This window comes from Centipeda noxia ATCC 43541 (assembly GCF_000160555.1).
Taxonomy (GTDB): Bacteria; Bacillota; Negativicutes; order Selenomonadales; family Selenomonadaceae; genus Centipeda; species Centipeda noxia.
In genome coordinates, this window is the sequence record NZ_GG749278.1 from 131873 (window position 1) to 145959 (window position 14087).

12 protein-coding genes and 1 pseudogene are annotated in these 14087 nt (G+C 41.0%); 1 reads left to right on the forward strand and 12 read right to left on the reverse strand.

The window, feature by feature from the left end; genetic code table 11:
- Positions 1 to 178 precede the first annotated feature (178 nt).
- Positions 179 to 1222: an S-methyl-5-thioribose-1-phosphate isomerase gene (mtnA, locus tag HMPREF7545_RS00680; RefSeq protein WP_006693732.1), complete on the forward strand. Its 1044-nt coding sequence runs from the start codon at positions 179 to 181 to the stop codon at positions 1220 to 1222.
- Between the two features lie 9 nt (positions 1223 to 1231).
- Here the strand turns inward: mtnA and HMPREF7545_RS00685 are convergent, their stop codons facing one another.
- The 12 genes and pseudogenes from HMPREF7545_RS00685 to HMPREF7545_RS00740 form a co-directional block, all read right to left on the reverse strand.
- On the reverse strand, positions 1232 to 1888 hold the full coding sequence (locus HMPREF7545_RS00685) for a hypothetical protein (protein WP_040571065.1): 657 nt from the start codon (positions 1886 to 1888) through the stop codon (positions 1232 to 1234).
- Between the two features lie 14 nt (positions 1889 to 1902).
- Positions 1903 to 2870: pseudogene (locus HMPREF7545_RS00690) on the reverse strand (SDR family oxidoreductase).
- 87 nt (positions 2871 to 2957) lie between these two features.
- Positions 2958 to 3677: a class I SAM-dependent methyltransferase gene (locus tag HMPREF7545_RS00695; protein WP_071585629.1), complete on the reverse strand. Its 720-nt coding sequence runs from the start codon at positions 3675 to 3677 to the stop codon at positions 2958 to 2960.
- 32 nt (positions 3678 to 3709) lie between these two features.
- Positions 3710 to 4918 carry a glycosyltransferase family 9 protein gene (locus tag HMPREF7545_RS10095; protein WP_081443561.1) on the reverse strand — a complete coding sequence of 403 codons (1209 nt, stop codon included), beginning with the start codon at positions 4916 to 4918 and terminating at the stop codon, positions 3710 to 3712.
- A 45-nt stretch (positions 4919 to 4963) separates the two neighbouring features.
- Complete coding sequence (locus HMPREF7545_RS00705) at positions 4964 to 5836, reverse strand: hypothetical protein (RefSeq protein WP_006693737.1); 873 nt, start codon at positions 5834 to 5836, stop codon at positions 4964 to 4966.
- A gap of 15 nt (positions 5837 to 5851) precedes the next feature.
- The gene (locus HMPREF7545_RS00710; RefSeq protein WP_006693738.1) at positions 5852 to 6793 is read right to left on the reverse strand and encodes a hypothetical protein; all 942 of its coding nucleotides are present in this window, start codon (positions 6791 to 6793) and stop codon (positions 5852 to 5854) included.
- 29 nt (positions 6794 to 6822) lie between these two features.
- Entirely contained in the window at positions 6823 to 7593 is a 771-nt protein-coding gene (locus HMPREF7545_RS00715) for an FkbM family methyltransferase (protein WP_006693739.1), read from the reverse strand.
- A gap of 54 nt (positions 7594 to 7647) precedes the next feature.
- The gene (locus HMPREF7545_RS00720; protein WP_006693740.1) at positions 7648 to 8859 is read right to left on the reverse strand and encodes a nucleotide sugar dehydrogenase; all 1212 of its coding nucleotides are present in this window, start codon (positions 8857 to 8859) and stop codon (positions 7648 to 7650) included.
- Between the two features lie 8 nt (positions 8860 to 8867).
- On the reverse strand, positions 8868 to 9644 hold the full coding sequence (locus tag HMPREF7545_RS00725; protein ID WP_006693741.1) for a polysaccharide deacetylase WbmS family protein: 777 nt from the start codon (positions 9642 to 9644) through the stop codon (positions 8868 to 8870).
- A gap of 32 nt (positions 9645 to 9676) precedes the next feature.
- Entirely contained in the window at positions 9677 to 11068 is a 1392-nt protein-coding gene (locus HMPREF7545_RS00730; RefSeq protein ID WP_006693742.1) for a hypothetical protein, read from the reverse strand.
- A gap of 95 nt (positions 11069 to 11163) precedes the next feature.
- Positions 11164 to 12540 (reverse strand): DHHW family protein, encoded by a 1377-nt coding sequence (locus HMPREF7545_RS00735; protein ID WP_040571066.1) that lies wholly within the window; start codon positions 12538 to 12540, stop codon positions 11164 to 11166.
- A 13-nt stretch (positions 12541 to 12553) separates the two neighbouring features.
- Complete coding sequence (locus tag HMPREF7545_RS00740) at positions 12554 to 13786, reverse strand: MBOAT family O-acyltransferase (RefSeq protein WP_006693744.1); 1233 nt, start codon at positions 13784 to 13786, stop codon at positions 12554 to 12556.
- Positions 13787 to 14087: the final 301 nt, after the last annotated feature.

Genomic DNA, 14087 nt, shown 5'->3' on the forward strand with positions numbered 1-14087 from the left:
CGGGGGAGCGGTCAACGACAACCAATCGCACTTCGCTGTCGCTCGTCTTCTTGGGTCGTTTTCGCATACGACCTGTTTCCCAATCAGCTGCGCCCTTCGAGCTTGCTTCTTGGACAGGTCAGCAGGGCGACCGCTTGCGGTGGTGGGAGCACATCTATTATACGAAAAGAGGACTTTTATGACTACCAACATCCTCGATATGGAAACCCTCGCCCTCGATGAAGAAGAGCACGCCCTCGTCATCATCGACCAGACGAAGCTGCCGAACAAAGCCGAATACCTCCGCCTCAAAACACAGGGCGAGATCTGGACGGCAATCCGCGAGCTCCAGGTGCGCGGTGCGCCTGCCATCGGTGACGCTGCCGCCATCGGTATTTACCTCGCCGCGCTCGAAATCGACACCGACGACTACGGCGAATTCGCGCGCCAGTTTCACAAAGCCGCCGACTACCTCAACTCCTCCCGCCCCACCGCCGTCAACCTCTCATGGGCACTGAACCGCATGGAAAAAATCGTTCAGGAAGCAAAGGGCAAGTCCGTCCCCGAAATCCGCACTCTCCTGCGTGATGAAGCCCTGCGCATCAAACAGGAAGACATCGACATCTGCAAAAAAATAGGCGAGCATGCGCTCACCCTCGTAAAGCCCGGCATGGGACTCCTCACCCACTGCAACGCCGGCCAGCTTGCCACCGCCAAATACGGCACTGCAACCGCCGTCATGTACCTCGGCCACCAAAAAGGCTACAACTTCAAAATCTTCGCCGATGAAACGCGCCCTCTCCTGCAGGGCGCACGCCTCACCGCATACGAACTCAGTGCTGCCGGCATGGACGTTACACTCATCTGCGACAACATGGCAGCCACCGTCATGAAGAACGGCTGGATCAACGCCGTCTTCGTCGGCTGTGACCGCGTTGCCGCAAGCGGCGACGTCGCGAATAAAATCGGCACCTCCGGCGTCGCCATCCTCGCCAAACACTACGGCATCCCCTTCTACGTCTGCGCTCCCACCTCCACCATCGACATGAACACCCCCACCGGTGCGGATATCCGCATCGAACAGCGCCCGCCCGAGGAAGTCACCGACATGTGGTACAAGGAACGCATGGCTCCACGAGGCATAAAAGTCTATAATCCCGCATTCGATGTCACGGATCATGAGCTGATCACGGCGATTATTACGGAGAACGGGATATGGCAGGTCGCAAAAAAGCTGAAATAGTTTTACTTCTTATTGGCACAACTCTCTTATCATAGACCAGGCTTTCTCCTCTTTTCTTTTTCTTTGCCATTCCCAACGATAATAGATAATAATATTCGACAGTAAGTTTCCAGCAGCAGAAAAGGCACCTGCCAAACAAGCCAGTAGAACTATATCCAATGCACTAAGATCTACGTGCAGGAAGAAGAAGTTATCCAGCATCCAAACAGAAAAGATGAAGACACTTGTCACCCCCCATTCTCTTAGGGGGCCTCTCTTCTTAATGGACGTAGGAATCATACGATCTCTGTATTTTTGTCCATATACCTTAAAATTATATCGAAACTGATCTCTTTGACTCCGTGTCAGCATCGGATTGGCCATATAGGTGCAAAATACTCTCACCAACGCTTCCCCAATACTCTCTATTCTAGAAGAATGAATTTTCCATTTCAGCGCAAGCATCTCTTTGAACCGACTCAACTCCGATACCGTTGGATTTTGTCCGCATACAATATAGTTCGTAAGAATATCCGCATACTCGCTGTTTGCTTGATCTATATGGGACGCTCGGTCTTTCATCCAAACAAAGAATCTCGTGAGGACAACTGTGGCCGCAGCACCACCATAAACAGAATTGCTCTGCATTACCTGTGAGATACTTTCACCTACATCTGAAATATTCATCTCTCCCGCCTTTTTTACACGTTATACCACTGAATCGCTTCCTTGATCCCCTTTCGAAATCATACTCCGGCGCATAGCCAAGATTCTTGGAGATCTTCGAGATGTCCGCCCCGCTGTGGCGAATATCGCCCTTACGCTCTGGACCAAACACGGGCTTCAGATCTTTTCCGAGCAGATCACTGATCACTGCATACATCTCATTGAGACTAGAGCTCTTTCCAGAGGCGACATTATACGCCTCTCCCGCAACCTCATGCGGAGCAGCGCATGCGAGGAGGTTCGCCTGTACAACATCCTCCACATAGACGAAGTCACGCGACTGCTCCCCATCCCCATTGATCGTTGGCGGTTCGTCACGGAGTAGGCATTCGATGAACTTCGGAATTACTGCTGCATAAGCACCGTTCGGGTCTTGACGCCGGCCGTACACATTGAAATAGCGCATCCCATAACAGTCGAGGCCATAGTACATCGTATATTGATGCGCATACTCCTCTGCAGCAAACTTTGTCACCGCATAGGTCGAGAGACGCTTCCCGATGATCTCCTCACGCTTCAGCATTGTCTCATCGTCACCATAAACCGCAGCACTCGACGCATAGGTAAATTTCTTCACGCCGTTTTTCGCGGCCGCCTCCATCATGTTCACCGTCCCCATGATGTTGGTTATCGTATACTCGAGCGGTTTTTCGATACTCTCCGGTACACTCACGTCTGCGGCGTGATGCAGGACATAGTCAACGTCCCTGCATACCCGATCACAAGTCCTAAAATCTCTGATATCGCCCTCAACAAACTCAAACTTCGGGTTGTCCCGAAATCCCTCGATATTCTTCACATACCCCGAGGACAGATTATCCAACACGCGAACGCGATGTCCCATAGACAAAATCGCCTCGCACAGATTCGAGCCTATAAATCCTGCACCGCCTGTGACAAGGAACAAACTGTTCTCCGGAAATACAAGCGTACGATAGTTCATCGCAGCCTCCTATAATCAACGATAAAAACAAGGCTTATAATACATTCACTTCTTACCATAGTATAGTTAATAAGAGTATTTGTTTTTCTACATCGGATTTGCATTATGTTTACCTTTTGCTAAACATTTAAGCTCCCATGTAAATATCATAGGACTAGGTCGATGATATGCACTTCCTGTTACCTTATTCCAAAACAGTTTATTTCCGACATATGCCTTCAGTAATAAATATTTGATCCACTTCTTCCATCCAGCTGACGGGCTTAACCCATCGGGATCAAGGAACTCAATATCTGTAAAACCGGCCTCACGGAGTACATAAAGCAAACTTCCTGCTGTAAAAAGCGTATAATGTGTGAAATCCTCATATGCCCAATAACAATCTGTATTGGACTGCGCATTTGGTACCATGATGCACAAAGCACCATCTGTGGCAAGAATCTCCTCACGAATCTTTCGTAATATCGGAACAACACACTCTTTAGGTAAATGTTCGAGAACATGACTCATAAGCACATAATCATAGCGGTCTCCGCTATAATTCATAATATCACAATGTTCAACAGACAGCCCCTGTGTTAAGCAATATTCTACTGCTGTTTGCGATACATCAATACCATGGATATCCGTATACCCCTCATTCAATAAAGCATACATATTTTGACCAAAGCCGCAACCAATATCAAGAATCGACTTTCCTTTTTGAAACACAGTTCTAAGGTAACATGGAAGCTTGGCATCTATATATAGAGAGGGGTCCACTCCTCTACTCGAAAAATACGACTTATATTTATCCTCTATATTCATCTCGTCACCTCTTTTTTTATATTAACGCAATCTCACAAAAGTAGTAATACCTGTCTTTTCACATCCTCAACACTGATTTCCCGAATACAGTGAGCATCCTCCCTGTTACATCCGTGCTCACACCCTGGCAAGGCTTTGGGGCGGACAATCTGCATAGGACTTTTCCATGGTCCAAATCTTTTAGGAGAATTTGCATGATCTTCATCCGCGCCAATTGGATGGCAAGAAATCACTACGCCCGTTTTTTTCAATGCCGCAGCAATATGCATGAGTCCCGTATCCCCGCCTAAATATATATCACAAGCATCTATAATGGCAGCCGTTTCCCGTAACGTGGTCTGGTTGACCAGATTGGCAACAAAAGGGCATACTTCTTCTATTTTACGAGCGTTAGTAACAGCTCGTTCTCCAGCACCAACAATGACCCAAGCTATATTGAAGGGGGTTAATTCTTTTACCAGTTCTATAAATTTTTCAGCAGGCCACTCACGTTTTGGGCTACCCGATGATATTGAAAGGACAATTTTAACTTCTACATCTCCTAAAGAGGATAACATGCCACGGCATTTATTCCGATCTGCATCATCAAACCATACTTCAAGAGAATCATCTGCAATATACCCATCTATATATCGCAATACATTCAAGTTGCGTTCCACTTCATGGAAAACAGCAGCCGTTTTAGAAAATAAAAGTCTCGTGTAAAATCCATCATAGCCCTTGTCAGAGATCATTTTATGGGGTAATACACATTCACTGTAACCAACACGCTTCTTAGCTCCAGAAAGGAACGCCAACATACCTGCTCCATATCCTGCATCAGCATCAAATCGTGGAACAAGCGCCAACTCATAGTCTTCTTTTTTTAAATAACGATACGAAAATACCCCCCCTCTCCATAAGTTGACATAAAAAGAGAAACGACCTCCTATGCGTGAAAAACACAGTACTTTATTCACGTACGGACATAGCTCTACCAGATTATATACGATTGGATTTACAACAAGTGTAATATGTGCTGATGGATAATTCTGTCGCAGCTCACGCAGAAAAGGAGACATCATAACCATATCCCCAATCTCATCCAAACGGATAACGAGAATAGATGAGAAGCAACCTTGTGGCCATTTCAAATCTTGCTCACACCAAATATTCTTTCTAGTTCTTACTTGCAGTGCCTTGACAATACAATATTGGCAGAAGTAATTCACCTGACGTAAAACTTGTTTGAGCCAACGCACGCTAATAACCTCTTTGAAAATATAAGATAAACACTCTTATTTCTGTCAAAAATCAATTGAAACATCCACTAGGGACAATCCTTCCAAGAGCTTTTCTTCATCTTCGATACTAAGAAGCATTAATTTCCCTTGCGGATCTCTTGCTTGACGATATTTTGCGCGTACATAACACTCCTCGACGGTTTTCTCATACACAACGTCATTTAACAACTCTCTCCGAATGAAAAAAAGATTGCTTCCTATCTCATTTCCGTATACAAGCGCATAGCCCTTTTGCTGTCCCAACAATGTTAATGCACGGATGCTTGCGCCAAAGTATAGGTTTGAACTATGCGCCTCCGTACGATAAAAGTTAGGATCATATGGAATGGTTACTGCACGCTCAGAGCCAAAACGACTATTATACCCACAAATCACAATATCAGCCTGTACGCAGCTTATTGCTTTCCACACCCAATAGTCATTTCCATCAATGTCAATCGATAGAATCCCTACTTCGCCGTCAAAACCATTATCCCGAATGAGTGTATTGATATTTTCTGCAGTAATGAAGGCAGGAACAGGCTTTAGATCATGCATCCAGCAAATATTATCTTGCTTGACATAATCCATGTTCTCTTGACTTCCGTCCATGATAAGGCCGGACCAATTATCATGCATAAGCAAAAATCTCGTCTTCAACTCAGTATAGTTTTGTACACCAAATTCAATAAATCGTTTGCTTTGTATGGGAATATTATGAATCAGCCATTGAATGACGCCATCTTCCCCACTCTGAGAAAACACCTTGAACTCTCGCACAGAAGCGCCTGGGCCGACCTTTAAGGTTTCCATTTCACCGATGGAGTACCGCAGTTGTTCAACATCTTGAGACATTTGATGAATTTGATTTAGTTTTTGTTTTATTTTCCAAAACATAATATCCTCTCTATGTTATAGCTTTCTCACAATACTTGCAAACGCAAGTTTAATATTCCTAACAATTGATCTTGGATTTTCCACCACAATATTTTGTCTGCGCATCAGATATTTGTCAACGACTACATCTTCCACTTCTGGAAGTTGTAGTCGTTTGGTCAGGTCAGTAATTGATGTTACAAATTGACGTGAGGGGGCTGTCGAGTTCGTTCCCGACCCATCTCTTCCTATATCAGAAGAAAGCGACCTGATTGGCGTAACCGTTACTCCTCTGGATATTACTTGAAGAATAGTCCAGTATAATGCCCATGTATTTATCTTCTCTGGATGATTAATAACGGCATTCAGATATTCTAAATTGTCTTTGCCGGCCAATTCACCTAACTGATATTTTTTTTCTTCATCATTCCAAAAAGCCTCAGCAAATTCACGATCTCGGCGATATAGTTTCCACCGATCACGCCACGTTCCAAAAGCTTGGCTTGACAACCGATATGTAAAATAAACATCATATTTATAATTCTGCATGTATGATTTATCAGCTACGACAGCGTCACTAGCGCCGGCAGCACAAAGCGACATAACATGTGGGGTATTCTCATATTTTTCAAAGCAAGCAGAAGCATATTTATGATAATCTTTCCCCAATAAAATATCATCTTCTAATGCGATAACAGCTTTATGTCTTCCTAAAACATACGTAATCCCCTGTGTAATAGAGGTTGCCAAGCCCTTATTTGTCTCAGATATATGCAGTTCAACGTGCGCTTCATCCAGATTCTGTAACGGACGGACGACTTCTTGTACTTTCTTCCAATTTTCTTCATCCTTCCGGTCACGCAAACCATCTTGAAAAATGTATATATTACAAAATTGATTCTCAATGATGCTTTGAACCACTTGTTGAGTGTGTTCCGGTCTTTTATACACAAAAAAAGCCAAGCCTATATCATACATTGCCAGCACCTCACAGAGTTTTTATACGTTCATTGCCGAGCATCAAGAAAAAATATTTTATTTCGTATCTTAGCCACAATGTTGTAGTCTTGTTCCAACAGGAATCTTACGGCAGGGTCCTTATCCAGGGCCTTTATATTATATCCATTTTCCTTGGACATAAGCGATTCTATCGTAATGAAATAGGGACGGTATTTTTCCCAGTCATTAGACTGTAAAACTTCTAGCTCATATGTCTCAACGTCAATCGCAAGAAAGTCTATTCCGCCAACAGGAACCCCATAACGCTGGAAAATCTCCCTCAAAGGCATTGTCTTAATCATATAATGATCGAGAAGTTTTGAATACTTTTGTTCCACTACATAATCTGCACGCTGTTTATTCGTTGTATTAAAGGCCGGTTCAGCAAAATGAAAATACTCCAACTCGCCAATGTCAGATGATACCCCTATATTTAAGTTGATATCCCCTTTACGATAAAGATTAAACCTAGCTATACTGTCCTTACGTGGCTCAATATTGATTCCACGCCATCCCGCCAAATATAATGCATATGTATTCGAAAATCTAAACGGATCCAGTGCGCCAACATCTACATAAAAGCCCCCCTCTTGTGCGCGATGTTGATTGCAGTAAAACTTCGCCATAAGATCCTCAAGGTTTGTAGCATATGATTGCTCAGAAATATATAGCGCACCTCCTATTTTAGGAAATATCCGTTGCACATGATCATATAATTTTGGGCTTCTGGATATAAGACTCAAAATGAAACGGATACATTTTCCTGCTATCTTTTTCATATCGTACACCCCGTAATGATAGAATACCTAAATTTCAACAAGCAAGCGTGCTGCTCAAAGATGATATACCTTTTCGGAATGAAGTACATTCCTGCAATCTAAAATAATTTTATCTCCAAGGTTCCCCTCTGCCATTTTTATTTCTTCATGAGCAACCATAACCACAATAAAATCTACATCCGAAATAAATTGTTTAAAATCATGATATTGGTTATCCGTGATGTCGTCTAAAACATAAGGATCATATACCTTGACACCAAACGCCATATGTTTTTGCATCTTGTCTAAAAGCTGAAGTGATGGACTTTCTCTGGTATCTGCAATATTTTCCTTGTAGGTAAGACCATATATACCGACACGCTCTAGATTATGTATATGGTTCTCCCGCATTACAAAAGCCATCCGTTCCATAACAAAATCAGGCATAGACTCATTGACGGTTCTGGCTGCAAGAATCAACTTTGCCAACTGAGGATAATCCCCAACCAAGAACCACGGATCGACGGCAATACAATGTCCTCCTACTCCCGGTCCGGGGGATAGGATAGATACACGCGGATGCATATTAGCGATTCGAATCACTTCATGAACATCAATACCGGCAACATGGCAAATTTTGCTAAGTTCATTTGCAAAAGCTATATTCACATCACGGTATGTGTTCTCAACAACTTTTGTCATCTCGGCAGTTTTAATATCTGTAAGGATAATTTCCCCCTCACAAAAGAGATTATATTTACTTTTTATCAACTCACCAATACGGGGATCATCTGCACCAATAGTCCTTGCATTATTTCGAAGTTCGCAAATCATACTCCCTGGAATAATTCGCTCTGGGGCATGGACAAGATGAACTTTCTTTCCTTTTTCGATTCTATTTACAATAGGGCGAATATAAACCTCTATGGTTCCTGGAGAGATCGTTGATTCTATAACAATGATCGCATCATCGGGACAAATCTGTACAATCTCTTCAACAGCAGTAATTACGAAATTAGGATTGATTTTTTTCGAATTTTTATTGTATGGCGTGGGTACGGCAATAATATAAATATCTGACTCTACCAGTATTGACGAAAACTTAATATTTGAAAGCGCTTTTTTATACAGTTCCTTCATTCCTTGTTCGTCTATATTTAAATTTCCCTGCTGCAACTCATAAATGACCTGTTCATTTTTATCAAAGCCAACTACATTCTCTCCACTTGCAGCAAACATCAAAGCTGTAGGCAAGCCAATATATCCCAATCCAACCACGCTAATCATACGTTCAATCAACCCCTTGCTATATGATACAAGTCTGCAAGTGAGTATACTTGCACATCTTTTTGAATAACGAAATCCATTAATTCGGTTAAAAAATCTGTAATGCCACGCATCGTTTTATTACAAACACGGTCTACTGTCTCCGCAGAGAAGGAGTTCCATGCATCTCTGCTCACAGTATCCTTTATATCACGCATGTACTGAAAGTAAGGCGTATTGACAATCAAATGCATCGGGTGAACATTAATCACCTTGATTCCCGGCTGCTCAAAAAAAGATTTTGCCTGCGAAAATTTAAGGTCAAGTTTATGATATAAATAGGCACCATCTTCAAAAAAAACGGGAAAGGATATCATTCCGGATCGATGAACGAAAGGCGACACTACATCAAGCAGTGTACATAAATTGGATTCATAGCGAATCCCTCTTTGATAGAGTTCTGTGTATATATCATTATCGGCATACCAGCGATGTGCACGAAACACCTCAGCCTGTGGAAAGCATTCCATGCAGTAGTCAATGATTTCACTTTTATCTCCACCCTGGCTGCTCGGTTGAATGAAGTTTGGATGTATTCCATATGTTATCTGTTCTTCTTGTATAAGTTTTCTAATATAAGGGCTCATATGGGTAAAGAAAAGTGTAAGAGGTATATTCCGCTCTTGGAAAAACTTTACTGCAGTCTCAATCACAAAATCTGAAGCCCAATCAACATCCATAGTAATTGAAAAAGCATCCAAATCCTTGAACTCCATCTTAAGTCTTTGAATTTCATGCACTTCCATCAAATAATCATCCTCTCTCCCGCATTTTCACATCACACTGCATGTGCATCCGCCACAATCTTATCCACAGCAGCAGCTGTTCCTTCTGGAGTTAATGGATAGCCGTATCGATTAATTACCTCATCTAAATCATCATATTCCGGCATCCAACCTTTGTCAATTTTATCAAGAGCTGTTTGACAATCTACAAACGATCGTATCGATATAACATCTCTGCAATACCGCATCCATGTATTGTCAGCCCCAAACAGCAAGATTGGTTTCCCCGTTTCTGTTGCCTCTATTGCAACAGTTCCATTAAAAGTAGCTATCGCCATAGCCTCTTTGTTAATCTCACTTGATGATACCATCGGATCAACTAAAACTGTGCCTCTCATGGAGGCTATTTTATCATAATAACTCTTGTTTTTATATTTATTAGCAGTAATCATACAATAGTCCATCGATAAATCTATTGTATTTAGCTGAAATTGATGCGGGTGTTCTTTAACATAAAGCGTCCATCCATAAGGAAGAGCTTCTGACAGCATTTTTATTGCTATCAGTTGACTTTTTAACGTACACCTTACTTGAGTTGTTGCTTCTGGTTCAAACTGTAAATAGTAGATCACATATTTCTTTTGAGGATCAAACGGCTTAGCAATATTCTTCAGATATGCTTCTGTTCTCTTATACTTTATATACGAAAATATCTTCCCAAAAGTTGTATGCTCAGATCCGTCTATACCAAATAGTTTATGAGTCATCCTCCTGTTAAAAATATCCATAACAAGCTGCAGAAGAAGAAGCCCGCCAATCTTATATAACGCCTTATTGGCCAAATTCTTGAGAGGATTCCTATTTGCTAAAAGAGCACCAAATTCGAGCGGATAAAACATACTCCTGCGCGCTTGAAGATGCATTCCAAGCTCCAGCTTCATATACTCCCGTTGACTAGGAAGAAAGACACATCCTGTAGAAAAATAATTATTTTCCATTTGATAGCAGGGAATATTATTTTTTTTTGCAAAAAAAATAGGTATGCTGTCATGTACCGTTCCATGTGTCAACCCACGTATAATCATATAGTCAATTTTATTGTGGCTAAAAAAATCATTCCAAAAAGCAATGGATGTGTAGTATTTGTATTTTATCAGTGCATAATCGTCTACAAAGCGCCCCGTACCATCTTCAAAGTCGGTTTCAATTTCTTTGCATATATCTATAAGTTCATGATCTAATCCATGAACCGTCTCTAAATTGAATAAATCCCCTTCACAATACACATAAATCTTATCTATGCGGTTTGCATATCTTTCAGCAATTTCTTTTTCTTCAATTGTCCCAGCAACTTCTAATACCACATGGACATCATCATGTTCCATAAGAGCCTCGATAATATGATCAGACCCTTCATTCCTAGTCATAAGCAGTACATGTTTCATGGTATCCCCCCATAAGAGTTTTGTTAAGGCCAGTATACCACAGCCTTATAAAACATTCGAGCACGATATCCCATAAGAAAAAGGTTTCCGTCATTTTATCGAAAGTCAAAAAAAGACGTATGCGATTCCCAATCAATTGGCCGTGCATAGCTGCTTGGATTTGCAATAATCAGCACTATATCTGGTCGGTATTCATCAGCAAATCTCAATAAACTCCCGGTAAACATTCTCGTGTCAATAACACATAGATTTTCAACCCCCAAAGAAAGAAACGGTACAATAACATTAGCAAATGAATCTTTGATGATCAGAATACGTTTCCCATCAATAACTTGATTATTATGAAACCTGATCACCGGATTATCTGAGTAGTTGTACCCTTCATACAATGTCTTTTCATAATAGTCAATAGAGGAAAACTGATAAGGATCATAGGTGATCTCAAATGTACCCGTATCATTAATACCTAGTGAAGGGATTTCATAATGTATCTCATGAGGGAACCTGGGCAACATATAAGAGCAATCTTCCGGCTCAACTCTGGAAAGAGTCAGCTTTTTCCCTAGGGAGCCAAGAAACCATCGTTGAAAAACTTTAATTTCATACTGCTCCTCATGAAACAAATTCAAGTCGATATGAAATCCGTATTTAGAATTCAGTGTGTGTGCTATAACAGAAGCGGCCCATAGCCCAGTCTCCGGTTTCCAATGATGATCTGTACGAAAAAAAAGTTCATGATATTGATGGACACCAAAATCCGATCTTGCTTCGTCTCGTAAATCTATATATCGAATGCCATTCTTACTTAGTCCGGCGATTAAATCATCTGCGTTTGCATTGCTGAAATCAAATTTATTGTTTATATCAGAATCACCATATTTACATACTTTAAAAGGAGCCTGCACGAACAAAAGCTCGCCCCCCATTTCCTTAGTATGTTTATCTAAAAAAGACACCGAATCAATATATTCTTTCATGTTGTTATTCCGCTTCAAAGCAGACGTCAGGTATCCGTCCGGCAAAAATGCGATCTCCCACTCCGGGTTTATAATATTCCATCCGATTAATTCCTCATAACGTCGTCCTTGTTCCACTGCAGCAACATAAAGAGGTAACCGCTCATTTATCTGCTTAATCAACTTATTTTCTTTTTCATAAACCTTTGTCTTTACTTTATTGATAGTCGTCAATAAGGTTCTCACCAATACATAATCGTCATCTTTCTCCATGTTAGAAAAGGGATAACGGTCTTTCCAATCAATTCCAAGATTATTCTCACGTCTTGATGTTTCTCGCTCCGAAGAGCGCAATCCTTTATTATCAAAAAAAATAACATGAAGGATCGGGTGATCTATATGGAACTTTTTGACCAGTACATCATAAGAAAGCGTGCGTACAAATATCATTATCATAACAAAAACAAGCACGCCAAGGCAAAAGATCATGGTATAGATCTTTGGAGTCTTATGCACTCTCTATACTCCCTTAAAAATTAAAATAAATAAACGGATTATACGATGAACTCACTACAATAAGTAATGATAAGAGAAAAAGGCCTAATGCAAAAAGAGACTCAAAAACACTCCATCCTCTACTCTCAAATCGCTTTCCAAGCCAAGGAAAGACCGGCATGGACAACAAAACACCTAAAAGGAGAATACTTCTCCCCGCATAAACCATTTCAAGAAAGACATCGTCAATGATAGAATTACAACCAAAGCCGAACATCATACCAACAAAAGATATCCCATCTGCAATACTGTCAGATCGAAATATCACCCAACCGATAACAACTATAAAAAGGGTATAAATGTGTGAGAATCCCCCTAGGAAGTTTTGGGGGTTCAGCTTTTTTTCTAAAAGCAGAATAATAAAATAATAGAGTCCCCAGCAAAGGAATGTCCAATTTGCACCATGCCAGAGTCCCGTCAATGCCCATACAATAAACAAATTAAAAACCCAACGTCTGACAGGAACACGATTCCCACCTAAAGGAATATAAACATAATCTCTAAACCAAGAGCTAAGAGACATATGCCAACGCCGCCAAAATTCGGTTACACTATTGGAGATATACGGATAATTAAAATTCTCTGGAAAACAAAAACCAAACATTCTTCCAAGGCCAATCGCCATATCCGAATACCCGGAAAAATCAAAATATATTTGAAGCGTATAGGCTATCGCTCCCAGCCATGCAGTCCCCACAGACAGAGGCACTCCTGCATCAAAGATATTATCGGCAATTTGCGCAATATAATTCGCGATCAAAACTTTCTTTGCAAGCCCGTATATAAATCGAATCATTCCTTCAGAAAAACCATATAGATGTTCTTTCCGGTGCTGGATTTGATTTTCTATGACATCATATCGTACGATAGGGCCAGCAATTAACTGGGGAAAAAACGAAATATATAATCCGAGATTTAAAACGTTCCTCTGTGCGTGAGATTTTCTATAGTAAACATCAAATAGATACGACAGTAATTGAAATGTGAAAAAAGAAATACCTATCGGTAACGGAATTTGAAACCATGAAAGATCTTGGTACAGAAATATCCCGGCTTCGCATACTATGAATCCTAGGTATTTAAAGATGAATAGGAGCCCGACATGAAATACCACACCATAAGTCAAATACTTTTTTCGTGACGCAGCTTCAAAGGAATTTTCTATTTTTATTCCAATAAACCAACCAACGCATATTTCTACTAACATCAAGAGAACAAAGAAAGGTTCTCCCCATGCATAAAAAAAGATGCTCGCAAGTAAAAGAAATATATTGCGAAATCTACGTCCTTGTATAAAAGGATTATAATATATTATTACCGTTAACGGCAGAAATAAAAAGAGAAATATCGTTGATGAGAAAACCAAATATAAACACCGCAGCTTTCTTAGTTATCATCAAGTTATATTGAATACATCAATGTCATCATATTTCCCCAATAGGAAGGGGCCTTAAAATCTATCCCCCCATCTCATCCCCCCATATCAAAGGCTGTTTCAGGGACTTCTG

Bases quoted from the DNA above. Each gene is read 5' to 3' on its own strand.
- HMPREF7545_RS00710 (WP_006693738.1), bottom strand. From the start codon at position 6,793: ATGTATGATATAGGCTTGGCTTTTTTTGTGTATAAAAGACCGGAACAC.
- HMPREF7545_RS00730 (WP_006693742.1), bottom strand. From the start codon at position 11,068: ATGAAACATGTACTGCTTATGACTAGGAATGAAGGGTCTGATCATATT.
- HMPREF7545_RS00695 (WP_071585629.1), bottom strand. From the start codon at position 3,677: ATGAATATAGAGGATAAATATAAGTCGTATTTTTCGAGTAGAGGAGTG.
- HMPREF7545_RS00720 (WP_006693740.1), bottom strand. From the start codon at position 8,859: ATGATTAGCGTGGTTGGATTGGGATATATTGGCTTGCCTACAGCTTTG.
- HMPREF7545_RS00715 (WP_006693739.1), bottom strand. From the start codon at position 7,593: ATGAAAAAGATAGCAGGAAAATGTATCCGTTTCATTTTGAGTCTTATA.
- mtnA (WP_006693732.1), top strand. From the start codon at position 179: ATGACTACCAACATCCTCGATATGGAAACCCTCGCCCTCGATGAAGAA.
- HMPREF7545_RS00725 (WP_006693741.1), bottom strand. From the start codon at position 9,644: ATGGAAGTGCATGAAATTCAAAGACTTAAGATGGAGTTCAAGGATTTG.
- HMPREF7545_RS00740 (WP_006693744.1), bottom strand. From the start codon at position 13,786: ATGTTAGTAGAAATATGCGTTGGTTGGTTTATTGGAATAAAAATAGAA.
- HMPREF7545_RS00685 (WP_040571065.1), bottom strand. From the start codon at position 1,888: ATGAATATTTCAGATGTAGGTGAAAGTATCTCACAGGTAATGCAGAGC.
- HMPREF7545_RS00705 (WP_006693737.1), bottom strand. From the start codon at position 5,836: ATGTTTTGGAAAATAAAACAAAAACTAAATCAAATTCATCAAATGTCT.